Raw genomic sequence first — 24,300 nt, 5'->3', positions numbered from 1 at the left:
GGCGCGGCCACGGGGCAGCGCCGGGCTGTGGATAAATGTTTCGCCTCAGGCCGGCAGCGGCTCGGCCTGCTGCTCGCGCAGCTCGGCGGTCAGCCTCCGGGCGCAGGCGCCGACCTTGCGCACGGCGTCCTCGATCACCGCCAGATCGCGGTTCGAGTAGTTCATGCGGATGCAGTTGCGGTACTTGCCCGAGGCGGAAAAGATGTTGCCCGCCGCTACCTGCACATTGTCCCGCCGCAACTCCTGGTTCAGCCGAACGCTGTCGAATTGCGGGTGCAACTCGACCCAGAGCATGAAGCCACCGCGCGGTCGACTGACGAGGCTGCCGGCGGGGAAGGACTGGCCGACCCACTCGGTCATCAGGTCGCGGTGGCGCTGGTACTGCGCGCGCATGCGGCGGATGTGCGGCTCGTAGTGGCCGCCGCCGATGAACTCGGCCAGGGCCATCTGCGGTTGCGGCGCGCAGGTGCCGCTGGCGATGTACTTGAAGTGGAGGATGCGGTCCAGGTAGCGCCCCGGCACCACCCAGCCGGTGCGCAGGCCGGGCGCCACGGTCTTGGAGAAGGAGCTGGCCAGCAGCACGCGGTCGTCGGTGTCGAAAGACTTGATGCTGCGCGGGCGCGGGAAGGCGTAGGCCAGTTCGCCGTAGACGTCGTCTTCGAGGATTGGCACGTCGTAGCGCGCCGCCAGCGTGAGCAGGGCGCGCTTGCGGGCGTCGGGCATGATGTAGCCCAGTGGGTTGTTGCAGTTGGGGGTGAGCAGGATGAGCTTCACCGGCCACTGCTCCATGGCCAGCTCCAGCGCTTCCAGGCTGATACCGTTGGTGGGATCGGTGGGGATTTCCAGCGCTTTGAGGCCGTAAGCTTTTAGCGCCTGCATGGCGCCGTGGAAGCTCGGTGAGTCGATGGCGATGATGTCACCCGGCTCGCAGATGGCGCGCAGGGTGATCGCCAGCGCCTCCTGGCAGCCGGTGGTGATGACGATCTCGCTGGGCGGCACCTGGCAGCCGGAATCCAGCATCAGCCGGGCGATCTGCTCGCGCAGCGGCAGCGAACCCTGGATGCCTTCGTAGCCGAGGCTCTGCAGGTCGGTGCGGCGCGCGGCGTGCACCATCGCCCGCTGCAGCGGCTTGAGCGACGGGCTGGCGATATCCGGCGTGCCGCGCCCGAGCTGGACGAAATCGCCGCCCGGCGCGCGGCGGACCTGTTCCAGCACCTGGTCCCACTGCGAGACATCCACCGGCCGCTGCGCCGGGCGGGTCATCGCCGGCATCGGCGGCAGCTCGCGGCGTTCGGGCACGAAGTAGCCGGATTTTGGTCTGGGCTCCACCAGCCCGGAATCCTCCAGTACGCGGTAAGCCTGCTGCACGGTGCTGATGCTGACGCCGTGCTCCTCGCTCAGCGCTCGTACCGAAGGCAGGCGGTCACCGGGACGATACAGGCCCTGCTCGATGCGTTCGCCGAGTGTGGCGGCCAGCTGCGCGTAGCGTTTCATGACAGATCTCCGGTGCCGGAATCTCTCGGCGGAATGCAGTACAGATTAGGAAAAAATACGCCATTCAGAAGGATTTCGCTCGAGTCTGTATGGAAAAAACTTTACCGAGTTGAATCTGTAATGATTTCCGCCGATTCATCACGCTAGTCACACGTCTGGAATACCCGACTGGAGGAGCGACGACATGAGCGGCCTGAGTGATGTGCGGCTGACCCTTTATCAACAGGAACTACTGGATATCCCCGGCGCGCGCATCGATCTGCGTGTTCCCGGTGAAAACCGCTGGCAGCAGTTCTGGCGTCGAGTGCGCACTCGCAAGCAATTACTGGAGTTGAGCGACGAGCAACTGCGCGACATCGGCATCAGTCGCGAGCAGGCGAAACTGGAAGCGATGCGGCCGTTCTGGCGCTGCTGATAAAACGGCTCAACAGGGAATGCTTAATGAGCGAGACGCGCGCTACCGCGTTTGAGCGGGTCGCCGCCGAACTCGGCTACGACTTCAGCGGTGAAATGAAGCTCGGCGGTAACTACGTGCCCTTCCTCATTGAGGGGAACGAGGTGCACCTCAGTGGGCAGATTCCTCGAGTGGGCGATGAGATCGTCGTACGCGGCCGGGCGGGCAGCGAGGTCTCGTTGGTCGAGGCCCAGCTCGCCGCGAAGGTCTGCGTGATGCGGGCGCTGGCGTTGCTGCAGCAGGCGCTGGGCGACCTCGACCGTGTGCGCAAGGTGCTGCAGCTCAATGTGTTCGTGCAGTGCGCCGAGCACTTCACTCAGCTTAGCGAGGTGGCCGATGGCGCTTCGGCGGTGCTGTATGAGGTGCTGGGTGCGGCCGGCGTGCACACGCGCACTTCGGTCGGCGTCTACCAGTTGCCGAAGGGCGCGACGGTCGAGCTGAACCTCCTGGCGGTTGCGCTCGATCGCCCCCGCTAATGCCCCGCGCGGTATTGCAGCGCTTCGGCCAGATGCGGGCGGGCGATATTGTCGACCTGCTGCAGGTCGGCGAGGGTGCGGGCGACCTTGAGAATCCGGTGCAGGGCCCGCAGTGACAGGTTCAGGCGCTCGCCGGCCTTCTCCAGCCAGGCCTGGTCTTCCGGGCTCAATGCACAATATTGGTGCATCTTCTTCAACGTCAGAAAGGCGTTGGCGCAACCCTGGCGGGTGAGCTGGCGGTGGCGGGCGGCGGCGACCTGGACGGCGAGTTCGGCGCTGCTGGTACTCGGCCCACTGGGGGCGAGGCTGGTGCTTTCCCGGCTGACGGTGAGGTGCAGGTCTATGCGGTCCAGCAGCGGCCCGGAGAGCTTGGCGCGATAGCGCTGGACCTGTTCCTGCGAGCAGCGGCAACGGCCGCTCGGGTCGCCAAGATAGCCGCAGGGGCAGGGGTTCATCGCCGCCACCAGTTGGAAACGCGCCGGGAAACGTACGCGGCCGTTGGCCCGGGCGATGACGATTTCGCCACCTTCCAGCGGCTCGCGCAGCACCTCCAATACCTTGCGATCGAACTCCGGCAGCTCATCGAGGAACAGGACCCCTTCATGGGCCAGGGTGATTTCTCCCGGCTGCGGGCGACTGCCGCCACCGACCAGAGCGGGTGCGGAAGCGGTGTGGTGGGGCTGGCGGAATGGGCGTTGCGGCCAGTGGGTCAGCGGCCCGCGCCCAGCGACGGAATGGATCGCTGCCACCTGCAGCGCCTCGTCCTCATCCAGTGGTGGCATCAGGCCGGGCAGGCGGCTGGCGAGCAGAGTCTTGCCGGTGCCGGGTGGTCCGCTGAGCAACAGGTTGTGCGCGCCGGCGGCGGCGACCAGCAGCGCACGCTTGGCGGCGGCCTGCCCCTGGACTTCCGACAGGTCGGGATAGGGCGGCGTTACCCGCATCAGACCATTGGCTTCATAGGGGCGCAGGCGCTCCTGGCCGCTGAAGTGCGCGGCCAGCTCGAGCAGGTGGCCGACGGCATAGACGGTCAGGCCGCTGGCGAGGCTGGCTTCCTCAGCGTTCTCCCTGGGCACCACCAGGGCGCGCCCGGCGGCGCGGGCCGCCAGTGCTGCGGGCAGTACACCGGGGACCGGTCGCAGCGTACCGGAGAGCGCCAGTTCACCCAGGCATTCCAGCTCATCCAGCCCGGCGGCATCGGCCAACTGGCCGCTGGCGGCGAGAATGCCCAGGGCGATGGCCAGGTCGAAGCGTCCGCCGTCTTTCGGCAAGTCAGCCGGGGCGAGGTTAAGGGTGATGCGTCGGTTGGGGAAATCGAAGCCCGAGTTGAGCAGGGCGCTGCGTACGCGGTCCTTGCTCTCCTTTACGGCGCCCTCGGGCAAGCCGACGAGGGTCAGCGACGGCAAGCCGTTGGCGAGATGCGACTCGACTGTGACGCCGGGCGCTTCCACGCCGACCTGGGCGCGGCTATGGACGATGGCGAGGGACATGGATCACTCCTGGATTCCATGCCGCCCGCCAGGCGGGGATCAGTCTTCGGCGGCGGGGGCTGGTGCGGCGGGCGGTGAGAACTTGGCTTCCATCTCCGCGACCTTGGCTTCCAGTGCTTCGAGGCGAGCGCGGGTGCGCGCGAGGACGACCATCTGGCTGTCGAACTCGTCGCGGCTGACCAGGTCGAGTTTGCTGAAGGCACTCTGCATCAGAACCTTGAACTGGGCTTCCAGCTCGGCCTTCGGCAGGGGCGATTCGCCACCGAACAGGCGTCCGGCTTGTTGGCTGATGGCATCGAGGAAGGCTTTGGGCGGCAGCATGGTTCATGGGTTCCGGATTGAATCAGAGCGCAGTCTAACACGCAGCCGGTACCGGCTGCGGCGCGCGGGGTTGCACGCTTTTTGAGCAGTGTGCCCGCTTGGCGTGCGCGCTTTCGGTGCGCCAGAGCGGCGCTGGCGAATCGCCAGAAAGCACCATTTCAGGCCAAGTGCCTGATGCAGCGGGCGTTTTCATGAACTGGCAAGCTTCATGCTTTGGGGCAGATATGGCGTGCACCGATGCAGTTCCGGTGCGGCAGGCGAGGCGGTGGATTGCTTCGATCAAGGCAGTCGGAGTGCTGAGGTAGGGCGGCCGGCGCATTACAAAAGCCAGACACTGCGCTTAGACTTGTCTCCGGGTTCGTTCTTCCTGGGGCGGGTCCACCAAAACACGGGAGAGAGTTACATGAAGCTAGTCACAGCCATCATCAAGCCGTTCAAGCTGGACGACGTTCGTGAGTCGCTGTCCGAGATCGGCGTGCAGGGCATCACTGTGACCGAAGTCAAAGGCTTCGGCCGGCAGAAGGGTCACACCGAGCTGTACCGTGGCGCGGAATACGTTGTCGATTTCCTGCCGAAGGTGAAGATCGACGTCGCCATCGCCGATGACCAGCTGGATCGTGTTATCGAAGCCATCACCAAGGCCGCCAACACCGGGAAGATCGGTGACGGCAAGATCTTTGTCGTAAATCTGGAACAGGCCATTCGTATCCGTACCGGCGAAACCGGCACCGACGCGATCTAAGCCAAGCCCACACCGAACCCCACGCCCCAGGAGAAACAACAATGACTCTGCGCAAATACGCAGGGCTAGGCGCCCTATTGCCCCTCGCAATGCCCGGTCTGGCCTTGGCCGACGAGGCCGCGGCCCCCGTCCTGAACAGCGGTGACACCGCCTGGATGCTGATTTCCAGCGCCCTGGTGCTGCTGATGACCATCCCCGGCCTGGCCCTGTTCTACGGCGGGATGGTGCGCGCCAAGAACGTCCTGTCGATCATGATGCAATGCTTCGCGATCACCGCGCTGATCAGCATCCTCTGGGTCGTCTACGGCTACAGCCTGGCCTTCGATACCGTTGGCATGGAAAAGGGCGTGGTCAACTTCGCTTCCTTCGTCGGTGGACTGGACAAGGCCTTCCTCAGCGGCCTGACCACCAGCGGCCTGACTTCCGCCGCCGCGCTGTTCCCTGAGAGCGTCTTCGTGATGTTCCAGATGACCTTCGCGATCATCACTCCGGCCCTGATTGTCGGCGCCTTCGCCGAGCGCATGAAGTTCTCGGCCATGCTGATCTTCACCGCGCTGTGGTTCACCCTGGTCTACGCACCGATCGCCCACATGGTCTGGAGCGGTGACGGCGGCCTGTTGTGGGACTGGGGCGTGCTGGACTTCGCCGGCGGCACCGTGGTGCACATCAACGCTGGTATCGCCGGCCTGGTGGCGTGCATCGTGCTCGGCAAGCGCAAAGGCTACCCGACCGCGGCCATGGCCCCGCACAACCTGGGCTACACCCTGATCGGCGCTGCGCTGCTGTGGGTGGGCTGGTTCGGCTTCAACGCCGGTTCCGCCGCCGCTGCCAACGGCACCGCCGGCATGGCCATGCTGGTCACCCAGATCGCTACCGCCGCCGCTGCCCTGGGCTGGATGTTCGCCGAGTGGATCACCCACGGTAAGCCAAGCGCCCTGGGCATCGCTTCCGGCGTGGTTGCCGGCCTGGTCGCCATCACCCCGGCCGCCGGCACCTGCGGCCCGATGGGCGCCATCGTCATCGGCCTGGCGGCCGGCGTGATCTGCTTCTTCGCCGCCACCAGCCTCAAGCGTGCCGTCGGCTATGACGACTCCCTGGACGCCTTCGGCGTGCATGCGGTCGGCGGCATCGTCGGCGCCCTGCTCACCGGCGTGTTCGCAGCTCCGGCTCTGGGCGGCTTCGGCACCGTGACCGACATCGGCGCGCAGCTGTTCACCCAGTTCAAGGGCGTGGCCTTCACCATCGTCTACACCGGTATCGTCAGCTTCGTGATCCTCAAGGTCCTGGACCTGGTCATGGGCCTGCGCGTCACCGAGGAAGAGGAAACCGTGGGCCTGGACCTCTCCCTGCACAACGAGCGCGGCTACAACCTGTAAGGGGTCGCGCAAGTTCGACGAAGGGCGCCCTCAGGCGCCCTTTGTTTTTTTTGGCAGCACGCTAGAATGCGCGCGCATCACCGTTAGCGACGGAAGGATTGCCCGCCATGTGGCAGCAGAAGACCATCACCCTGCGCCCTCGCCCGCGAGGTTTCCACCTGGTCACCGACGAGATCCTGGCCGCGCTGCCGGAGTTGTCGAAGTGCCGGGTCGGCCTGCTGCACCTGCTGTTGCAGCACACCTCCGCTTCGCTGACGGTCAATGAGAATGCCGATCCCTCGGTGCGCCGCGATTTCGAGCGATTCTTCAATCGCCTGGTGCCCCAGGGCGAGAGCGGCTATGAACATGACTACGAAGGTCCGGATGACCTTCCGGCGCATTTCAAGTCGAGCCTGCTGGGCTGCCAGCTGACGCTGCCGATACAGGAGGGAGGCTTGGCAATGGGCACTTGGCAAGGTATCTATCTGGGCGAGCACCGCGACCACGGCGGGCCGCGAAAGATCGTGGCGACCTGGCAGGGCGAGCTTGTATGAATTTTTTCCGGCTGCGTTCGTCAAAGCGCGCAGCTGGGCTATAACTAACGTGCTTTGCAGCACCACAGAGGTTGAATAATGAGCGACGAAGAACTGGAACAGGACGAACTGGACGGCGCTGACGAGGACGATGGCGAAGAACTCGCCGCAGCGGACGACAGCGACGCCGAAGCAGACAGCGGCGATGGGGATGAAGCCCCTTCTCCCAAGGGCGGTGGCAAGAAAGCCAAGGCCGCTGCGGAAGAAGAGGAACTGCCCTCGGTCGAAGCCAAGCAGAAGGATCGTGATGCGCTTGCCCGCGCGATGGAGGAATTCCTCACTCGCGGCGGCAAGGTGCAGGAGATCGAGCCGAACGTCGTGGCCGACCCGCCCAAGAAGCCGGATAGCAAATACGGCAGCCGCCCTATCTGATATCTGACGCTTTATAAAAAAGCCCCGCCGCTCCCTCGGAGCGGCGGGGCTTTTTCATGTCCGTTGGTAAGGGTCTTGTGGGAGCGAGCAGATCGTAGGGCGCATAACGCGCCAGCGTTATCCGCCGCGACGCAATCGGCGGATAACCCGTTCCGGGTTATGCACCTTACGGTCGTGGGTAGAGGGTGGATGCCTGAGCGTCAGTGTTGCCCGCGGAGCAGGAGCATTAGAGCTTCGCTAGAACCCCCGGCAACTCGGCAAGGTTATGGATGATCGCGCTGGGCGCCTCTTCGCCATCCCACGCCTTGTGCGCCGGGTTGAACCAGATCGCCTTCATGCCCGCACGCCGCGCGCCGGCGATGTCATCGCTGGGGTGGTCGCCGATATGCACGGCGTGTTCCGCCGCCACGCCGCCGCGCTTGAGTGCTTCCTGGAACGGGTGCGGGTCGGGTTTGCCGATGCCCAGCTCTTCCGCGCACAGGGCGAACTGGAAGTAATCGGCCAGGCCCAGGCGACGCACGTCAGCATTGCCGTTGGTGAGCACGCCAAGGATGAATCGGTTGGCCAGTTGCTCCAGGGTCGGATGCACCTCGGGGAAGAGCGCCACCTGGTGGCGTGCTTGGAGGAAGGTCTGGAAGCCGGCTTCGGCCAGATCGCTGGCCTCGGCCTGTGGATAACCGGCGTCGAGCAGGGCGTGGAACAGGATGCGTCGGCGCAGCTCGCTCAGGCGGTGCTTGAGCATCGGGTCCTGCTCCATCAACCGCGAGCGGATCGCCCACAGGTGCTCGATGGGCACTGGGCCCAGTTGCGCGGCATTCACCGCCAGCCAGTCGCGCAGGGTGGCTTCGGCGCTGTTCATCACTGGGGCGACGTCCCACAGCGTGTCATCGAGGTCGAAGGTGACCAGGCGGATACTCATTCTTCTGCTCCGGGTTTACGGCGTGCCCGTGGGTGCGCCTGGTCATAGACCGTGGCCAGGTGTTGGAAATCCAGGTGGGTGTAGATCTGCGTGGTGGCGATGTCGGCGTGACCGAGCAACTCCTGCACCGCGCGCAGGTCCTGGGAGGATTCGAGCATGTGGCTGGCGAAGGAGTGCCGCAGCATGTGCGGATGCAGGTGCTGGCCCAGCTCGCGCACGCCGGCTTCACGCACCCGCAGCTGGATCGCTCGGGGCGTCAGGCGCTTGCCGCTGCGGCCGATGAACACGGCGTTGTCCTGCGGCGAGGCGAGGGCGCGCAGCGGTAGCCAGTTTTCGATGGCTTGCCGTGCGGCGCGGCCGACTGGCAGCTCGCGCACCTTGTTGCCCTTGCCGTGCACGCGCACCAGACCGTCCTTGAGGTCCAGCCATTCCAGGTCGAGGCCGACCAGTTCGGAGAGGCGCAGGCCCGAGGAATAGAACAGCTCCAGCAGCGCCTGGTCGCGGCGGGCGATGAAGTCGTCCTCGACGCCGCCGTCGAGCAGTTGCGCGGTGCGGTCGGTATCCAGCGTGCGTGGCAGTTTGCGTGCGCCCTTGGGCGCGGCGAGACCGTCGGCAGGGTTGTGTCGGCAGCGGCCTTCGCGGATCAGGTACTGGTACAGCCCGCGGGTGGCCGACAGCAGGCGCGCCAGGCTGCGGCTGGCGAGGCCCTGCTGGTGCAGGCGGGCGACGAACATGCGCAGGTCGCGCACCTGCAGCGCAGGCCACTCGTTCAGCGAGGATTTTTCGCAGAGTGTGGCGAGGCGCAGCAGGTCGCGGCGATAGCCGTCGAGGGTATGGACGGACACCTGACGCTCGCTGCGCAGGTGTTCCAGGTAGGCATCCAGGTCGGCTTCGAGCGACAAGCGATCAGCTCCCAGCGGTGAAGGCCCGGCGGGATCAGCGCACCGAGCGCAGTGGCGTGGAGAAGCGCGGCAGGGTCCGCGCGAGGACTTCGGCGACGTAGCCCAGGAACAGGGTGCCCAGCGAGCTCTTGTAGTGCTGCGGGTCGGGGCTGCCGATCGCCAGTACGCCGTGCAGGCCCTGGAAGGTCAGCGGCACCACGGCGGCGGAGCCGACCTGCTCGCGTTCGCTTTCGCAGAACAGGAAGGCCAGCTCGTGGGGGCGCAGCACGCCGCAGACGGTCTTGCCGCCCGATAGAAGTCCGCCGATGGCCTGATGCGCCTCGGCGCTGCTCACTGAGCGACCCACCGGCAGGTTGTTGTCGCTGAACAGGATCAGGCTGACGTAGGGCACGAGGAACTCGTGGCGCAGGCTGTCTTCCGTCGTGCTGACGATTTCCTCGAGGCTGGTCGCGTCGAGCAGGTCGAGCACCAGGCGGCGGGTCTTGTCGAACAGGCGGTCGTTGTCGCGGGCCACGTCCATCAGCTGCGACAGCCGATGGCGCATCTCGATGTTGCGCTCGCGCAGCAGGCGTACCTGGCGCTCCACCAGCGACACGGCATCGCCCGGCTGGTGCGGTATGCGCATCTCCGGGATCAGCTCGTCATGATCGACGAAGAATTCAGGGTGCCGGCGAAGATAGTCGGCGACCTGTTCGGCTTCGAGCGTAACGGTGGGGTCCTGCGGAGTATCGGTCATAAGCGTCCCGGTTATAGACGTACCTGGCCTTCGAACACCCGCACGGCGGGCCCGGTCATCATAACGGGCTGACCCGGTCCTGCCCACTCGATGGACAACCGTCCGCCGGGAAGGTCGATCTGTACCGGCGATTGCAGCCAGCCCTGGCGAATGCCGGCGACCGCGGCGGCGCAGGCGCCAGTGCCGCAGGCCAGCGTCTCGCCTGCGCCGCGTTCCCAGACGCGCAGGCGCGCCTGGTGCGGATTGACGATCTGCAGGAAGCCGATGTTGGCCTTCTGCGGGAAGCTTTCGTGGATTTCCAGTTTCGGCCCCAGGGTGCGGACCGGAGCGCTGTCCACGTCATCCACGCGCAGTACGCCGTGCGGGTTGCCCATGGAGATCGCTGCCAGCTCGTACTGCTGGCCGTCCACTTCGAGGGGGTAGCTCAGCGCTTCGGCACCGGCCTGGAACGGCACCTGCTCGGGTTGCAGGCGCGGCGGGCCCATGTCGACGATGACCTGGCCATCGTTGGCCATGGTCAGCTCGATCATGCCGCCCTTGGTTTCCACACGGATGGTCTTCTTCGCGGTCAGGCGCTTGTCGACCACGAAGCGGGCGAAACAGCGTGCGCCGTTGCCGCATTGTTCGACCTCAGTACCGTCGCAGTTGAAGATGCGGTAGCGGAAGTCGGCGTCCGGAGTGCTTGGTGGCTCGACGATCAGCAGTTGATCGAAGCCGACCCCGAAGTTGCGGTCGCCCCACTGTTTGACGTGGCGTGGTTGCACATGGGCGTGCTGGCTGACCAGGTCCAGGACCATGAAGTCATTGCCCAGCCCATGCATCTTGGTAAAACGCAGAAGCATCGTCGTCTCGGCCTCAGTCCGGCAGCAGGCTTTCGCCGGCGAACAGCTCTGGTCGTGTTCCGTGGCGACGCACCCAGTGCGCGGCCGAGCTATCCACCAGCACCTCGGCGGCGCGGCCCCGGGTGTTGTAGTTGGAATTCATGACGAAACCATAGGCGCCGGCCGAACGGACGGCCAGCAGGCCACCTTCTTCGCGGACTGGGCTGCGGAGTCGGGCGAGGAGGTCGCCGTTACCGCTTGGCGGCATACCAAAACGCCCGGCGATTGCCGGCAACGACAGGTCTGCCGCGAACAGTTGCCCGTCGCGGACGTCGAAGGCGTCCATGGGAACGCCCTCAGAGACCGTAGCGGTCCTTGCTGTGCTCGCTCTTGGCCTTCTGGTCGTCCGGCAGGTACAGCGGGCCTTTCTGGCCACAGCCGGCCAGCGCGGCGGTGAAGACGGCGAGCGCGACGAAGGGAAGCAGCAGTCGCTTCATGGCGGAATCCTTGTGATAAAGCGTCAATGGGTCCGGAGTATACCGACCCCCCGCCGGCTTGCCTATTCAGGCGGACTCCCGCCCGGCGGGGCTTGCGGCTCGCGCCGAAAGGGCCGGTGGCCCTATGATGGCGGGCAAAAAATGGAATGCCTGATGGACTATCGCGATCCCCTGCCCAGTTCGGTGTCGGTGGCTTACCTGCAGGGCCTCGTGGAGCATCTGCAGCGCCAGGGCGTGGACCCGGCGCAGTTGCTGGCGACGGTGCACCTGGAGCCCTCGATCCTTGCCCAGCGCGACCAGCGCATCGCCGCCAGCGCCTACCTGGAACTGGTGGGCGCCGGCGTGCGCCTGAGCGGCGACGACAACCTCGGTCTGCACCTGGGCGAGGCGGTGCGCCCCGGCTACTACGGCGTGCTCGGCTACCTGATCATGAGTTGCGCGACGCTCGCCGACGCTCTGCACCGGCAGGCTCGCTATGCCTCGCTGGTGGGCAACCTGGGCCGCGTCGAGCTGGCCGATGAGCCGCCACGTGCCGGTTGCGAGGCACTGGTGAAACACAGCTGGGAGCCGCTGCTGCCGCAACAGCAACGGCAGATGAGCGAAGAGACGCTGGCCGGTTGGGTCAGCTTCGGTCATTGGGTCAGCGGCGTGGACGAAGTGCCGTTCGAAGTGCGCTTCAGTCACAGCGCCCCGGCGGATGTCGGCGAGCACGAGCGCATCTTCCGCTGCCCGGTGCTGTTCGATCAGCCGGACAACGCGTTGGTCTTCCCCAAGCGCCTGCTTTCGCTGCCGCTCGGCCAGGCCGACGCCCAGGTGCAACGCACCCTGGATGCCTACGCCGAACGCCTGCTGGTAGAAATCAACAAGGGCGACACCGTGCTCGACCGCGCGCGCCTGGAGCTGGCGCGTCAGTTGCCCGAGCAGGGGGCGGACCTGGAACGCCTGTCGCAGACGCTGGCGCTGAGCCCGCGCACCCTGCAGCGGCGGCTGCGCGACACCGGCCTGTCATTCAGCCAGCTGGTTGACGAAACCCGCCAGCAGCTGGTGTTGCACTACCTGCGCGACCCGGCGCTGGACACCGCCGACATCGCCTACCTGCTGGGCTTCAGCGAGGCCGGCTCGCTCGCTCGCGCATTCCGGCGCTGGACGGGGCAGAGTCTGGGCGAATACCGGCGTAAACTGGTGCCTTTGACTGATCCCGAGGACGATGCATGAGCACTTTGAGCGAAGCCCGCTTCCATGACCTGGTGGACGCCGTACAGGTAACGGTGGAGGACGCCTTCGACGACAGCGACCTGGACCTGGACCTGGAGAACTCCAGCGGCGTGCTGACCGTGCGTTTCGAGAACGGCACCCAGCTGATCCTCAGCCGCCAGCCGGCGCTGCGCCAGCTGTGGGTCGCGGCGCGCTCCGGCGGCTTCCACTTCGACTACGACGAATCCGGCTCGCTGTGGATCTGCGACAGCACCCGCGAACCGCTGGGCGCGTTGCTCAACCGCGCGACCCTGGAGCAGGCAGGCGAGGATGTCGACTTCCCCGGCGTCTGACCCGCAGGCGAGCGTCGCCTCGCCCTGCTGCCGGCGCTGCTGCCTGGACGACACGGACATCTGCGTCGGCTGCGGGCGCACCCTGGGCGAGATACTGGAGTGGAACGAGGCCGATAGTGAGCGGCGCCTGGCGATCCTGGCGGACTGCGAAAAGCGCCGAAACAACCACTCACCGAAGTGGTGACCGGTCGGTGTTGATTATTTTCTGTGCTGTGTTAGTGTCCGGAAAAACCCCGCCTTAGGGCGGGGTTTTTCATTTTTCGAATTTCACTATACGTTCGGTTTCCGAGCGTCTTTACTGCCAGAATACCCAGGGCCCCGAGCGCGTGAGCGTCCGGGGCTCTCCTGTAAGGAGACTGCCAACCATCATGACCACGACACCGATCACCGTTACTCGACTCGACCTGCAACGTCTGGAGCGCATGCTCGACAGCCTGGATGAGTACGGCCCCGCGGCCGAGGCGCTGGAGGCCGAGCTGGCCCGTGCCACCGTGGTCGGCCACGACGAGATACCGCCGGGTGTGGTCACGATGAACTCCACGGTGCGTTGCCGCGAGGAAGGCAGCGGCAAGGAGTACCACCTGACCCTGGCCTACCCGACCGACATGAAGGGTGAGGGCAAGGTCTCGATCCTCGCCCCGGTGGGCACGGCGCTGCTCGGCCTGACCACCGGGCAGACCATCGACTGGCCGGCGCCCAGCGGCAAGACGCTGAAACTGACTCTGCTGGAAGTGGAATACCAGCCGGAAGCGGCCGGCGACTTCGATCGCTGAGTTCCCCTTCGGGAATCTCTCTCCCCGGGTGCCCGGTCGAGCCCTTCAGGCTTCGGTCAGCGCCCGGTTCAGCGCCTGCTCCAGGCTCTGCTTGTAGCGCAGGAAATGCACCGTCTGCAGTTCTCCACCCTCACGCATGGCCGACAGGTCCAGGTCGGTGATGTAGCAGGGGTAGCGCTCCTGGCCGCGACGCCGATCGAGGATGTGCCGGGCCACGGCCTGGAACAGCTCGCTGCCGAACTCCAGTTCTGAGAATTCGCGGTGGTTGCAGAACAGCGTGGTCCGCGCGCGCTGGCCCTCGCCCGGTTCGACGATCGCCTGCACGTTATAGAACGGCAAGGCTTCCAGGGGCTGCGGCGCGTTGCGCCGTTCGATGCGTTGCGCGCGCTGGTGGCCGTTGGTCACCACTTCATAAAAAAGGATGTCCGCCCCGACCGGGCCCTGGATCTCCAGTAGCGAGATAACGGCGTTGCGGCGGTACTGCACTGATTGCAGGAAACGCTGCAGCGGCAGCAGCAGGCCTTCCTCGGTGTCGTATTCCTGGCGGCGCCGCCAGAGGGCGTTGCGCTCGTCGAGGATGGTGATTTCCGCGCTGCCTTCGTCCAGGCGGTAGAACACCTGCACGGTGTTGGCTCGGCCCAGCGGCAGGATCATGGCGAGGTCGTCGCCCTCCAGCGCGTGCCGGTCCAGTTGCAGGAAGCCGCTGTCGTCCTGGGTGTCGCCCAGGTGCTCGACCAGTGCCGGCAACCCGTCGATCACCCGATGACTGACGCTGCCCGGCACCAGGTGCAGCAGGTGGAAGTGCTGCCGCACCTGCAGCAGGTAACGCCCGCCCTTGCCGCTGGCAAGCTGCGCGTGGGCGTCACGGAACAGGTCTTCCACGCGCTGGGCGATGGCCGTGGCGCGGTTGCGGCAGAAGCAGCGGACCATCAGGCGCGGCGGCGGCGCGTCGGAGGGCACGTTGTTGAGGAATTCACGCAGGCAGTCGAGCAGCGCGTGGGGCCCGGAGTAACGGCTGACCAGCAGTTCGTTCCAGCTGTTCAGGGTGATCTGGTCCAGGGTCAGCACCAGGTTGTCGCGCACCCCGGAATAGCCCAGCGAGTCGGTGCGCTCGGTGGTCATGTGCACGTTCATCTGGCTGTGCTGGCGCAGAGGATCGACGCCGACGTTCACCAGCAGCAACACCTGCGAAGGCACCGTGCTGCGCAGCAGGGCGCTTTCCGGCACTTCGTTGAGCGGCAGTGGTACGGCCTGCTGCAGGCAACCCAGCAGGTTCTGCAGCTCGAACTCGGTCAGGTCGCTGCTGCCCGGTTGCAGGGACAGCCGCGTGCTGGCGTCGATCACCCCATTGCGATGGCTCCAGGTGAGCAGCTCCATGAGGTCGCGTGCGCGGCGCAGCGGGGCGAAGTCGGCCATTTCCTGCAGCGACAGGTTGCCGCCGAACAGCGCCCAGTACGGTGGCTTGCCCGCCTCGCCGCCGGGCAGCTGGGCGAGGGTGAGGATGTCTTCGGCCATGTCCGGGGCGATGCCCGGGTTGATGAATTCGACCTTGCCGGCCTTGCGCTCGAAGGCGGCGTACAGGCGCCGGCCGAGGATGCCCATGTCCCGCGGGTTGATGCCGCTGGCGGCGTGCTGCAGGCGGGCGAACTGCGAGAGGAAGCGGTAACTGTGGGTCAGTTCGTTGACCAGCGCGCGGCGCTCCAGCAGCACCTGGCGGACCTTCCACTGACTGCGGCTGTCGAGCTGGGCGAAGGCGCGGCTGTCCCACTTCCAGGGCGCCGAGACGCGCTCCATCACCTTGCGCTGCCAGCTCTTGTGACCCTGGCGCGGCGGGCGGCTGAGCTTCTTGCCGACCTTCAGGTAGAGGCAGCGGCGGATAAGCTCCAGGCGCTCGGTTTCGCCGCGCTCCTTGAGGTATTCCTCCAGGCGGCGGTAGAGCATGACGTAGGGGTCCAGCTCCTCCACATCCAGGCGCCCGGCGTAGATCGCCTGTTTGTAGCGCAGGCTCAGGCAGGACACCTGCGGGTGTTCGCTGGCGTAGACCTCGGTGAGCAGCAACTTGAGCACCGATTTGTAGGGCGACTCGATGCCTTTGAACAGCTGCCACATGCCGGCACCGATGAACTCGCCCGGCGGGATGCGCGCCAGGTGGCCGAGGTCGAGGACGTCGTCGGCACGGATGAAGCGCTTGTTCAGCAGCGTCTGGCAGTACTCGGCGTAGCGGTTCTCTTCATAGACCGGCACCAGCCACCACAGGGGCGTGCGGCCGCCGAGCCAGATGGCGGTGCGGTAGAACTCGTCCAGCAGCAGGTAGTGCTGGCTGGTGCCGCAGTCGTCGGAGGTCAGTCGGGCCTCGCGGGCGCCCTGGGTGTAGTGCTGCGGGTCGACGAGGAAGCAGTGCACCTCGGCGCCCTGGGTCGCGGCCCATTGCTCGAGCAGTTCGCACTTGCGGCGCAGCTCCGTCAGTTCCCGCTCGGTGAGGTCGGAGGCGTGGCAGACCCAAAGGTCCAGGTCGCTCTGCTCGGCCTGGGCGACAGTGCCCAGGCTGCCCATCAGGAACAGCCCGTGGATCGGCAACGACGGGTTGCCGCGGCGGGTCTTGTAGCTGAAGGAACGGGTGAGGCGCTGGGCTTCGGCAAGGATGTCGTCGTCCGGGACAAAGTTGGACAGCCCGGCGGGCGTGCCGGCCGAGACGTAGCCGGGCAGCAGCGGATGGTTCACGTCCAGCAGCAGCGGCAGCAGCTTCAGGACAAGCTGCTGTCGCGTGGAAAGCGCTTCGCTGGCCCGATGCAGCCGCGCGGCGTTGACCTTGAGGAAGCGCTGACGCAGCTGCGTCAGCACCTTTCGGTCGATGCCGTCGTCGATGTCCGGGCGGATCTCGGGGGTGAGCGTCATGGCGTACTGCTGTCTGGCCAGCGGCGCCGCATCAGGGAATGCGGCGCTCGGAAGTGTGCCAGTTTATCGCCCGCTCGCGGGGGAACTTGAGGTCAGCTGCGCAGGATGCCGAGCAGGACCTGGGCGTGCTCGGCGGCGTCGAGCCCCAGACCGGTGAGATAGCCGCCGTCCTGCTTGTCGATCAGGCCCTTGGCGTGAAGCCGGCCGGCAGCCGCCACGGCTTCGGCGGAAGCATCGTGGTGGACTTTCAATCCCGCCTGGCTGTTCTCCAGGTCAAAGAGCGCCAGCAGGTCCAGTTCCTCAACCATTTCTTTCGTGAAAGCCATTCGCCTAACTCCCGATGGTCAATGAGGCTTCAGTGTAGTCTCAAGTCCGACCGGTTCGGCAAGCGCTGTTATGTCGCTGACTTATTCGGCAACTGTGCCGTCGGGCAGGGTCGGCAGCGCGCGCAGGGCCTGCTCGTACCACTCGCCGTTGAACGGGCGGTCTTCGGCGAGCATCGCCTCGATCTCGTGGGCGAGCACCAGGGCCATCAGGTGCAGGGCGTCCTCGCGTTCGTAGCCGACCAGGGTCAGCTTGTTGAACACTGCGCGGGCCGCCGCCGGGCTCTCGCTTTCGATCTGGTTCTCGATGGCCTGGATCAGGGTGTCTTCGGCGAAGGTTTCTTCGCTGTCGTCTTGCTCGCTCATCACGGGATGCTCCGCTGGACTTGTGAAGCGCCGGGAAGTTGGCCAACCTGCGGGGCAACTTCAGGTGCGTAAAAGGATCGTCGGGCGACATGATCACCTATTACACCCTCGTCGGCGACCGCCTGGTGCGCCACAACGGCAACGAGTGCCACGGCATGCCCAAGGACACGTTGTGGATCGACCTGTTCCGGCCCACGGCGGAGGAGGAGCAGCTGCTGGAGTCGATCATCGAGGTGGATGTACCGACCCAGGAAGAAATGGCCGAGATCGAGGACTCCTCTCGCTTCTACGAGAGCAATGGCGCGTTGTATATGACCACCACGGTGGTCGGCGGCATCCGCGAGCACAAACCAAGCAGCTCGGAAGTCACCTGCGTGCTGACCCCTCACTGGCTGGTGACGGTGCGCTACGCCGACCTGCTGGCCTTCCGTACCTTCGAGTCGCGGACCCAGCGAGGCGGCTGCGAGGGGCGCAGCGACCAGCTATTCGTGACCCTGATGGACAGCGTGGTGGACCGTATCGCCGACGTGCTGGAGAACGTGCAGAAGCAGCTCGACAGCCTCGGCACCAGCATCTTCCGCGAGGGCCCAGCCAGCGAGAAGGCCGACCTGCAGGAAGTGGTCAAGCAGTTGGGGCGGGGTAACTCGCTGCTGTCCAAGCTCAACGAGAGCCTTTTGAGCATCAGCCGGCCGCTGTCCTACTTCCGCCAGGGCAGCAACGGCTGGATCAGCGACGAGGTGAAGCTGGGCATGAAGTCCGTGGAGCGCGACGTACGCTCGCTCAGCGAGTACCAGACGAAGATGGCCGGGGAAATTACCTTCCTGCTGGACGCCACCCTGGGCCTGATCAACATCGAGCAGAACAGCATCATCAAGGTGTTCTCCATCGCTGCCGTGCTGTTCCTGCCGCCGACCCTGGTGGGCACGGTGTACGGCATGAACTTCGCGCACATGCCGGAACTGCAGTGGTTGGCCGGCTACCCGATGGCACTGGTGGCGATGGTGATCTCGGCGATCATTCCCTACTACTGGTTCAAGTACAAAGGCTGGCTCTAGACGGGGTTGATGCGGGTCAAGAAAGGCTAGCGGCACGGGTAGCACAGTGGAGGGCCGTCCCCACGTCTCACAGGAGGAGACCATGCCGCAACCCGAAGCGAACAAACCCGCCATCGCCGCACTGCCCGAAGCCACCACCGAGGGCGGCGCGCAGATCCAGGCGCAGAGCCGCGGCCCGGTCGCGCTGACCGTTGCCATGGCCCCGCGCGGCAGCAACGAGGACTCCGGCTCCGCCCAGTTGCCCGCCAGCTATCCCTACCGCAAGCGCCTGCAGCGCAGGGAATACGAGAAGGCCAAGGCCGAACTGCAGATCGAGCTGCTGAAGGTGCAGAACTGGGTGAAAGAGACCGGCCAGCGCATCGTCCTGCTCTTCGAGGGCCGCGACGCCGCCGGCAAGGGCGGCACCATCAAGCGCTTCACCGAGCACCTCAACCCGCGCGGTGCCCGCGTGGTGGCGCTGGAGAAACCCAGCGACGCCGAGCGCGGCCAGTGGTACTTCCAGCGCTACATCCAGCACTTGCCCACGGCTGGTGAAATCGTCTTCTTCGACCGCTCCTGGTACAACCGCGCTGGGGTCGAGCGGGTGATGGGCTTCTGCTCGCCGCGCCAGTACCTGGAGTTCATGCAGCAGACGCCGGAGCTGGAGCGCATGCTGGTGCGCAATGGCATCCACCTGTTCAAGTTCTGGTTCTCGGTGAGCCGCGAGGAGCAGCTGCGCCGCTTCGTCTCGCGCCGCGACGACCCGCTCAAGCATTGGAAGCTGTCGCCCATCGACATCCAGTCGCTGGACCGCTGGGACGACTACACCCAGGCCAAGGAAGCGATGTTCTTCCACACCGACACCGCCGATGCGCCCTGGGTGGTGGTCAAGTCCGACGACAAGAAGCGCGCGCGGCTCAACTGCCTGCGGCACTTCCTGCACAGCCTGGATTACCCGGACAAGAACCCGAAGATCGCCCGCGCGCCGGATGCGCTGCTGACGGGGCGCGCCGCGCTGATGGACCGCGACGAGCTGGAGCGCCCGGCGCAAGCAATGGGGGCGGTACAGGTGCCGGAAGCAGAGCCCATCCCGGCCTGAGGCACTACTGCTGGCTGATCAGCATGAGCTGGCCGGAGACGGCGCGGGCGTTGCGATCGACGATGATCGGCGCCCAGGGCCGACCCGATGCGCTGACCAGCGCGTTGCTCTTGCTGTTCATGTCCAGCAGCGCCTTGCTCAGGTACTCCCAGCGGGTGCGCAGCTTCTTGGTCGCATCGTTGTCGGGCAATTGGCTGATGCGTTGGGATAGCAGCGGCACCAATACGCTCTCGTCCTGGCCGAGGTATTCCTGCGGCTGCTCGCGGGCCAGCTCCAAGCCGCTCATGTAAGTACGGCCCAGGTACTGGGTGGCGAGGTATTCCACGCGCACGGGCAACTCCCACAGCGGGATCTGGCTGGCGTCGGCGCTGGCGGGGATGTAACGCTCGATCTGGTTGAGCAGGTCGCGCAGGGAGCGGCTCAGGTCCTGGTTGTAGCGCCAGGGCAGGTCTTCTTCCTTGGGGCCGTAGGAAACGCCGTTGCGAATCTGGGTAACGAAGGCATCGTGCGCCTTCTTCAGCGCGTCATCGGCCTTGGGAAAGCCCTTGATGGCGTTGTCCAGCGTAGCCAGGTCCTTTTCCAACTGGGCGGCATGGGTTTCCTGGAAGCCTTCGCCGCGCAGCAGCAACAGGCTGTTGATCGAGCGGCAGGTGTACACCTGCAGGGTCTGCAACTGCAGTTCCTCGCTGGGGAGATTGGCCTGGGCGGCGAGGGCGAAGAGTCCGAAACAGCACAGCATGAACCCACGAACGACATCGAGATTCCGGAGCATGGCGGAGGCGTCCTTATTGTTATTGTGAGCCGCGCGATTCGCCGGATATGTGTCTTTTTGGCGCCAGAAACGCAGCTATCTCTAGGCTAGTCGCGAACGAGGTCCCTGCAACCGACCGAAAGAGTGATTTGTGCAGGCGATGTCCTGTACGGATGACGCTCTGCGCGGGTGACGCTCTGTACGAGTGAAAGTGCCGGCGGAAGGTCGGGAAGGAGGACTGCCCTGGGGAGAGAGCCGGGCCTTCCGCCGGGCTTGAGTGGCCGGCTGGCTTCAGAAGCGCCAGTAGGCGGAAAGCGTGGTCTGATCGAGGTCGATGTCGCCGACGTCCAGGTATTCCTGTTCCAGGCGCACGCCCAGGCCGCCGAGCACGTCCATTTCGCCGCCGAAGCCGTAGAGCGCGTCCACGTCGTCGGACTTGCCGGCGACATCGTCATCGGCATGCCAGGCGTGCACGCCTGCAATTCCGTACAGGCGGATGCGCTGGCCGATGGGGAAGCCCAGGTGCACATTGGCCTGCAGCGATTCGCCGTCGAAGTGCTTCTTGCTGTCGCTCATGTCGCCGAAGTCGACCACCGCGCCCTCCAGGGACAGGTAGTTGTTCAGGCGGTAGCCGGCGTACAGCTTGTAGCTGTCGTCCTGGTCGTCGAAGGAGCGGTCGTCGATCTCGAGGCGGGTGACGCCGCCCCCGACGTAGAGACCGCTGTCGTCGGCCATGGCCAAGGCCGGAGCGGTCAGGGCGAGGGCGCAGAGGAGTTTCGAAAGGCGCATAGGATTCCCTTGCGGCCGGCATCGAGCACCGGCCGCCTTGCTGTGTTGCGGAGGGGTTGGGTTGCCGCCCTGGCGCGGGCTTTTCGGCGTCGGCGCAGCGGCGAGGGCATTAGAGCGGGGCGGTAGCGTGCGCGACCATCGAAGCCTGTCGAGACTCGCCTGGCTTTTGTTCTAGAGGCGGCGGGGCAGGATCAGGCGTGGGCAGCCAGGCGTAGGCGTTCGCGATCCAGTATCTCGATGCCACCGTAGCTCAGGCGCACGATGCCCTGGGCTTCCAACTCCTTGAGGATCTGGTTGGTGGTCTGCCGCGACAGCGAGAGCATGGCGGCCAGTTGCTCCTGGGGCAGGTGCAGCTCGCGCTTAGCGGTGGCCGATTCGCCGTAGCCCTCGGCGATCATCAGCAGGCGCCGGGCCAGGCGCGGGGCGGCCGGCAGCAGCGACAGCTCCTCCAGCACGGCGAACGTGATGCGCAGCTTGTGGCTCATCAGCAGGGCGAAGTCGCGCCAGTATTCCGGGTGCTGCGCCAGCAGTGCCTGCAACGGTGCCAGCGGTACCTGCAGCAGCACCGTGGCGCCCTCGGCGTAGGCGTCGTGGGTGCGCGGCTGGCCGTCGAACAGGCAGATTTCGCCGAACCAGTTGGGCGCTTCCACCAGCGCCAGCAGCGCTTCCTTGCCGGTTTCGCCGACCACGCTGACGCGCATCGCGCCCTCCACTACGCAATACAGGCCGCATGGCGCATCGCCACGGGCGAACAGGCGCTGGCCGGCGGGCAGGCGGCGCACTACGGCGGCATCGCACAGCGCCTGGCGCAGGCCCTCGGGGAGGGTCTGGAACCAGCGGCCATCTTGCAGGCAGGCGAGGTAGGGCTTGGCGTCGGTCATGGGCAATGTCGGCTAGCTGACAGAGTGGCAAGGCACAGATCGCCATCATGCCAGTACCTTGCGGGAGAACAACAATGAAAACTCTGGTCGATCACCTTGCCCAATATGCCGCCTACCACCGTGACCGGCGGAACATCGTCAGCCATTTCATCGGGATTCCGATGATCGTGCTGGCTATCGCTACCCTGCTGTCGCGTCCCGGCTTTGAGCTGGCCGGTCTGCTGGTCTCGCCCGCTACGTTGCTGGCACTGGCGTCGGTGGTCTTCTATCTGCGCCTGGACCTGCGCTTCGGCCTGCTGATGACCGTGCTGCTGGCGCTGTCGCTATGGCTGGGCGCCGGCTTTGCCGCCGGGAGCACCACCTACTGGCTCACCTGGGGCATCGGCCTGTTCGTGGTGGGCTGGATCATCCAGTTCGTTGGCCACTGGTACGAAGGACGCAAGCCGGCGTTCGTCGATGACCTTACCGGGCTGATCGTCGGCCCGCTGTTCGTCGCTGCCGAAGCGGCCTTCCTGCTCGGCCTGCGCGATGAAGTGCGCCGCGCCGTGGAAGAGCGCGCCGGCCCCACCTGTATCCGCGAGAAGAACGCGACTGCCTGATTCGCTTCAGTCCGTACCGCTGAGCTGACGCAGGATTCGTGCGCTGTCGGGGTCGGCCGGGAAGAAGGTTTCCAGGGCCAGCTCCGACAGCGTCACGTCTACCGGTGTACCGAACACCGTGATGGTGCCGATCAAGCTGCACACGCCCAGCTCCGTCTGCAGTTGCACCGGGATCAGCACCATGTCGCCGCTGGCCGCTTCGTCGTATGGCGGCGCCGGGTAGGCCGCCACCTCATCGCGCAGCGCCGCTAGCGCGGGGTCGCCGCTGGCCTCGAAGTCGCGCTGCAGGCGCTCCACCACATGCGCCTTCCACGGCCCGAGATTGAGAATGCGCGGCGCCAGGCCCTTGGGGTGCAGGCTCATGCGCAGCACGTTGATCGGCGGCTGCAGCAGCTCCGGGTCGACGCCGATCAGGAAGATGTCCACCGTGCGGTTGGACGCCAGCAGGTTCCAGTGGCGGTCCACGACCATTGCCGGGTTCGGCTCATGGGCCTTGAGCAGCTGGTCGATGGCCTGCCGGGCCACGGTCAGTGCTGGGTCGTCCAGGCCCTTCTCCGAATACACCGGGGCGTAGCCGGCGGCACTGAGCAGGCGGTTGCGTTCGCGCAGGGGAATGTCCAGCTGTTCGGCCAGATGCAGCAGCATCTCGCGGCTGGGGAGGGCGCGGCCGGTTTCGACGAAGCTCAGGTGGCGCGTGGAAATCTCCGCGTCGCAGGCGAGGTCGAGCTGGCTGAGCCGGCGGCGCTGGCGCCATTGGCGGAGGAGGGCGCCGACCGGTTGGGCAGGGTTTTCGTGGGCTGATCTGTTCATGGCATCGAACGATAGACCTGTCGCCCGGTAACGGCCATTACCTGGCAGGTAATCGACGCGCCTACGTCCCGGGCGGATTCTTCAGCCACACGCCGCCAACCGGCGGTGACCTCTGAAGGAGCTTCGCCATGACTCTGCTGCAACCCTCCCCGCTGCTTCGCCTGACCCTGAAAGTCGATGCCATCGCCGGTGGCGCCATGGGCCTGCTGATGGCCCTCGCCGCACAACCGCTGGGCACGCTGCTGGGCCTGCCGTTCGTCCTGTTGCTGGTAGCCGGCATCGTGCTCCTGCCGTTGGCGCTGGTGCTCTACTGGATGAGCAACCAGACGCTGCTGTCACGCACCGGCGTCTGGGCGGTCATCGCCCTGAACGCGCTGTGGGTGGTGGAGAGTGTCGCCCTGCTGGTGACTGGCTACGTGCAGCCGACTGCCCTGGGCTATGCCTTCGTCATCGGTCAGGCGCTGGTGGTGCTGCTGCTGGCGGAGCTGGAGTTCTTCGGACTGCGCCGGTCGGCTGTTCTGGCCCTGTGACTGCACCACCCGTAGGGCGCATAACGCGCCAGCGTTATCCGCTGGACTGAATCCGGCGGATAACCTGTTCCAGGTTATGCGCCCTACGGTGCTGCGGGATACGGAACGCCTTATGCCAGGGCTTCGCGAACGAAATCGAGGCGATCCTGGCCGAAGAACATTTCGTCAGCGACGAACATGGTCGGTGCGCCGAACATCCCGCGTTTGATTGCCGCCTCGGTGTTGGCCTTCAGCGCGTCCTTCACTTCCTGCTCAGCAGTCAGCGCCAGCAGCACCTGCGGTTCGAAACCCGCCTCGGCCAGCAACGGGCCGAGTACCGACGGGTCGCCCAGGTTCAGCGCGTCCACCCACATGCCCTTGAACACGCAGGCCAGCAGCGCCTCGAAGCGCTCCGGCTGGCGCAACTGCACGCCGGTGGCGGCGCGCATCAGGGTGAGGGTGTTGATCGGGAAGTACGGGTTCATCTTCAACGGCACGCCGTAGCGACGGGCGAAACGCAGCATGTCGATCATCGTGTAGCGGCCCTTGGCCGGGATGGCGATGGGCGAGGCATTGCCGGTGGCCTGGAACACCCCGCCCAGCAGCACGGGGCGATAGACCAGTTCGGCGCCGGCCTCGGCGCAGATGCCTGGTAGCTGGGTGTAGGCCAGGTAGGAAGTCGGGCTGCCGAAATCGAAGTAGAACTCGACGCTCTTGCTCATGAGTGGCTCTCTTTCTTGTTGTCGTTATGGGTG

General features: G+C 65.8%; 30 protein-coding genes and 1 pseudogene. 14 read left to right on the top strand and 17 right to left on the bottom strand.

Annotated features, from left to right (window positions below; all coding sequences use genetic code 11):
* Window positions 1–45: 45 nt before the first annotated feature.
* On the bottom strand, window positions 46–1,494 hold the full coding sequence (locus IB274_RS18005; protein ID WP_192433356.1) for a PLP-dependent aminotransferase family protein: 1,449 nt from the start codon (window positions 1,492–1,494) through the stop codon (window positions 46–48).
* A 184-nt stretch (window positions 1,495–1,678) separates the two neighbouring features.
* Here IB274_RS18005 and IB274_RS18000 point away from each other — a divergent pair, with 184 nt between their 5' ends.
* On the top strand, window positions 1,679–1,909 hold the full coding sequence (locus IB274_RS18000) for a DUF1127 domain-containing protein (RefSeq protein WP_192433354.1): 231 nt from the start codon (window positions 1,679–1,681) through the stop codon (window positions 1,907–1,909).
* A 26-nt stretch (window positions 1,910–1,935) separates the two neighbouring features.
* Window positions 1,936–2,424, top strand: a complete 489-nt coding sequence (locus tag IB274_RS17995; RefSeq protein WP_192433352.1) for a RidA family protein — start codon at window positions 1,936–1,938, stop codon at window positions 2,422–2,424.
* On the opposite strand, the gene IB274_RS17990 is transcribed toward IB274_RS17995, so the two are convergent.
* Window positions 2,421–3,911, bottom strand: coding sequence for a YifB family Mg chelatase-like AAA ATPase (locus tag IB274_RS17990; RefSeq protein ID WP_192433350.1), 1,491 nt, complete (start codon window positions 3,909–3,911; stop codon window positions 2,421–2,423). The two genes, IB274_RS17995 and IB274_RS17990, sit on opposite strands and share 4 nt — an antisense overlap.
* Before the next feature lie 39 nt (window positions 3,912–3,950).
* Window positions 3,951–4,232, bottom strand: coding sequence for an accessory factor UbiK family protein (locus IB274_RS17985; RefSeq protein WP_192433348.1), 282 nt, complete (start codon window positions 4,230–4,232; stop codon window positions 3,951–3,953).
* Between the two features lie 403 nt (window positions 4,233–4,635).
* Between IB274_RS17985 and glnK the strand changes: the two genes are divergently transcribed.
* The 4 genes from glnK to sutA all read left to right on the top strand — a co-directional run bounded on the left by glnK (window position 4,636) and on the right by sutA (window position 7,294).
* Window positions 4,636–4,974 carry a P-II family nitrogen regulator gene (glnK, locus tag IB274_RS17980; protein ID WP_003457590.1) on the top strand — a complete coding sequence of 113 codons (339 nt, stop codon included), beginning with the start codon at window positions 4,636–4,638 and terminating at the stop codon, window positions 4,972–4,974.
* A gap of 41 nt (window positions 4,975–5,015) precedes the next feature.
* Entirely contained in the window at window positions 5,016–6,350 is a 1,335-nt protein-coding gene (locus IB274_RS17975; protein WP_026079237.1) for an ammonium transporter, read from the top strand.
* Between the two features lie 107 nt (window positions 6,351–6,457).
* Entirely contained in the window at window positions 6,458–6,883 is a 426-nt protein-coding gene (locus IB274_RS17970) for a secondary thiamine-phosphate synthase enzyme YjbQ (RefSeq protein ID WP_081515187.1), read from the top strand.
* A 78-nt stretch (window positions 6,884–6,961) separates the two neighbouring features.
* Window positions 6,962–7,294 (top strand): transcriptional regulator SutA, encoded by a 333-nt coding sequence (sutA, locus tag IB274_RS17965; protein ID WP_045215410.1) that lies wholly within the window; start codon window positions 6,962–6,964, stop codon window positions 7,292–7,294.
* A gap of 226 nt (window positions 7,295–7,520) precedes the next feature.
* Here the strand turns inward: sutA and IB274_RS17960 are convergent, their stop codons facing one another.
* The 6 genes and pseudogenes from IB274_RS17960 to lptM form a co-directional block, all read right to left on the bottom strand.
* On the bottom strand, window positions 7,521–8,213 hold the full coding sequence (locus IB274_RS17960; RefSeq protein WP_192433346.1) for an HAD family hydrolase: 693 nt from the start codon (window positions 8,211–8,213) through the stop codon (window positions 7,521–7,523).
* On the bottom strand, window positions 8,210–9,115 hold the full coding sequence (xerC, locus tag IB274_RS17955; RefSeq protein WP_192433344.1) for a tyrosine recombinase XerC: 906 nt from the start codon (window positions 9,113–9,115) through the stop codon (window positions 8,210–8,212). Before xerC ends, IB274_RS17960 begins: the two co-directional genes overlap by 4 nt.
* Before the next feature lie 34 nt (window positions 9,116–9,149).
* The gene (locus IB274_RS17950) at window positions 9,150–9,851 is read right to left on the bottom strand and encodes a DUF484 family protein (RefSeq protein ID WP_081515190.1); all 702 of its coding nucleotides are present in this window, start codon (window positions 9,849–9,851) and stop codon (window positions 9,150–9,152) included.
* An 11-nt stretch (window positions 9,852–9,862) separates the two neighbouring features.
* Window positions 9,863–10,693 (bottom strand): diaminopimelate epimerase, encoded by an 831-nt coding sequence (gene dapF / locus IB274_RS17945; RefSeq protein WP_192433342.1) that lies wholly within the window; start codon window positions 10,691–10,693, stop codon window positions 9,863–9,865.
* Window positions 10,694–10,706: 13 nt separating this feature from the next.
* Window positions 10,707–10,988 (bottom strand): annotated as a pseudogene (locus IB274_RS30150) (diaminopimelate decarboxylase); the annotation flags it as partial.
* A 40-nt stretch (window positions 10,989–11,028) separates the two neighbouring features.
* Window positions 11,029–11,169, bottom strand: coding sequence for an LPS translocon maturation chaperone LptM (lptM, locus tag IB274_RS17935; RefSeq protein WP_081515193.1), 141 nt, complete (start codon window positions 11,167–11,169; stop codon window positions 11,029–11,031).
* 153 nt (window positions 11,170–11,322) lie between these two features.
* Here lptM and IB274_RS17930 point away from each other — a divergent pair, with 153 nt between their 5' ends.
* From IB274_RS17930 to rnk, 4 genes are all read left to right on the top strand, one after another.
* Window positions 11,323–12,384, top strand: a complete 1,062-nt coding sequence (locus IB274_RS17930; RefSeq protein ID WP_192433340.1) for an AraC family transcriptional regulator — start codon at window positions 11,323–11,325, stop codon at window positions 12,382–12,384.
* Window positions 12,381–12,716: an iron donor protein CyaY gene (gene cyaY / locus IB274_RS17925; protein ID WP_192433338.1), complete on the top strand. Its 336-nt coding sequence runs from the start codon at window positions 12,381–12,383 to the stop codon at window positions 12,714–12,716. The genes IB274_RS17930 and cyaY overlap by 4 nt, the downstream gene beginning before the upstream one ends.
* On the top strand, window positions 12,694–12,900 hold the full coding sequence (locus IB274_RS17920; protein WP_192433337.1) for a DUF1289 domain-containing protein: 207 nt from the start codon (window positions 12,694–12,696) through the stop codon (window positions 12,898–12,900). The genes cyaY and IB274_RS17920 overlap by 23 nt, the downstream gene beginning before the upstream one ends.
* A gap of 184 nt (window positions 12,901–13,084) precedes the next feature.
* Window positions 13,085–13,489, top strand: coding sequence for a nucleoside diphosphate kinase regulator (gene rnk, locus IB274_RS17915; RefSeq protein WP_192433335.1), 405 nt, complete (start codon window positions 13,085–13,087; stop codon window positions 13,487–13,489).
* 45 nt (window positions 13,490–13,534) lie between these two features.
* On the opposite strand, the gene IB274_RS17910 is transcribed toward rnk, so the two are convergent.
* The 3 genes from IB274_RS17910 to IB274_RS17900 all read right to left on the bottom strand — a co-directional run bounded on the left by IB274_RS17910 (window position 13,535) and on the right by IB274_RS17900 (window position 17,073).
* Window positions 13,535–16,384 carry a class I adenylate cyclase gene (locus IB274_RS17910; protein ID WP_192433332.1) on the bottom strand — a complete coding sequence of 950 codons (2,850 nt, stop codon included), beginning with the start codon at window positions 16,382–16,384 and terminating at the stop codon, window positions 13,535–13,537.
* Window positions 16,385–16,476: 92 nt separating this feature from the next.
* On the bottom strand, window positions 16,477–16,710 hold the full coding sequence (locus IB274_RS17905) for a TIGR02647 family protein (protein WP_081515198.1): 234 nt from the start codon (window positions 16,708–16,710) through the stop codon (window positions 16,477–16,479).
* 81 nt (window positions 16,711–16,791) lie between these two features.
* Window positions 16,792–17,073 carry a hypothetical protein gene (locus tag IB274_RS17900; protein WP_192433331.1) on the bottom strand — a complete coding sequence of 94 codons (282 nt, stop codon included), beginning with the start codon at window positions 17,071–17,073 and terminating at the stop codon, window positions 16,792–16,794.
* An 89-nt stretch (window positions 17,074–17,162) separates the two neighbouring features.
* Between IB274_RS17900 and IB274_RS17895 the strand changes: the two genes are divergently transcribed.
* Together IB274_RS17895 and ppk2 are read left to right on the top strand one after the other, a co-directional pair.
* Window positions 17,163–18,128 carry a magnesium transporter CorA family protein gene (locus IB274_RS17895; protein ID WP_192433329.1) on the top strand — a complete coding sequence of 322 codons (966 nt, stop codon included), beginning with the start codon at window positions 17,163–17,165 and terminating at the stop codon, window positions 18,126–18,128.
* A 196-nt stretch (window positions 18,129–18,324) separates the two neighbouring features.
* Window positions 18,325–19,206, top strand: coding sequence for a polyphosphate kinase 2 (gene ppk2, locus IB274_RS17890; RefSeq protein ID WP_192433460.1), 882 nt, complete (start codon window positions 18,325–18,327; stop codon window positions 19,204–19,206).
* Window positions 19,207–19,210: 4 nt separating this feature from the next.
* On the opposite strand, the gene IB274_RS17885 is transcribed toward ppk2, so the two are convergent.
* The 3 genes from IB274_RS17885 to IB274_RS17875 all read right to left on the bottom strand — a co-directional run bounded on the left by IB274_RS17885 (window position 19,211) and on the right by IB274_RS17875 (window position 21,627).
* Window positions 19,211–19,978: a hypothetical protein gene (locus tag IB274_RS17885; RefSeq protein WP_192433327.1), complete on the bottom strand. Its 768-nt coding sequence runs from the start codon at window positions 19,976–19,978 to the stop codon at window positions 19,211–19,213.
* Window positions 19,979–20,248: 270 nt separating this feature from the next.
* On the bottom strand, window positions 20,249–20,746 hold the full coding sequence (locus IB274_RS17880; RefSeq protein WP_192433325.1) for an outer membrane beta-barrel protein: 498 nt from the start codon (window positions 20,744–20,746) through the stop codon (window positions 20,249–20,251).
* A 191-nt stretch (window positions 20,747–20,937) separates the two neighbouring features.
* Complete coding sequence (locus IB274_RS17875) at window positions 20,938–21,627, bottom strand: Crp/Fnr family transcriptional regulator (protein ID WP_192433323.1); 690 nt, start codon at window positions 21,625–21,627, stop codon at window positions 20,938–20,940.
* A gap of 74 nt (window positions 21,628–21,701) precedes the next feature.
* Between IB274_RS17875 and IB274_RS17870 the strand changes: the two genes are divergently transcribed.
* A complete protein-coding gene (locus IB274_RS17870) occupies window positions 21,702–22,226 on the top strand; it encodes a DUF962 domain-containing protein (protein WP_192433322.1) in 525 nt (174 codons plus the stop codon).
* A gap of 6 nt (window positions 22,227–22,232) precedes the next feature.
* Here the strand turns inward: IB274_RS17870 and IB274_RS17865 are convergent, their stop codons facing one another.
* Entirely contained in the window at window positions 22,233–23,036 is an 804-nt protein-coding gene (locus IB274_RS17865) for a helix-turn-helix domain-containing protein (protein ID WP_192433320.1), read from the bottom strand.
* Window positions 23,037–23,164: 128 nt separating this feature from the next.
* Between IB274_RS17865 and IB274_RS17860 the strand changes: the two genes are divergently transcribed.
* Window positions 23,165–23,566 carry a hypothetical protein gene (locus IB274_RS17860; protein ID WP_192433318.1) on the top strand — a complete coding sequence of 134 codons (402 nt, stop codon included), beginning with the start codon at window positions 23,165–23,167 and terminating at the stop codon, window positions 23,564–23,566.
* Window positions 23,567–23,676: 110 nt separating this feature from the next.
* On the opposite strand, the gene IB274_RS17855 is transcribed toward IB274_RS17860, so the two are convergent.
* Window positions 23,677–24,267 (bottom strand): 2-hydroxychromene-2-carboxylate isomerase, encoded by a 591-nt coding sequence (locus IB274_RS17855; RefSeq protein WP_192433317.1) that lies wholly within the window; start codon window positions 24,265–24,267, stop codon window positions 23,677–23,679.
* Window positions 24,268–24,300 lie beyond the last annotated feature (33 nt).

This window comes from Pseudomonas sp. PDM18, assembly GCF_014852585.1.
Lineage (GTDB): Bacteria > Pseudomonadota > Gammaproteobacteria > Pseudomonadales > Pseudomonadaceae > Pseudomonas.
The sequence above is the reverse complement of the archived record's forward strand: the minus strand, read 5'-3'. Positions and strand labels throughout refer to the sequence as shown.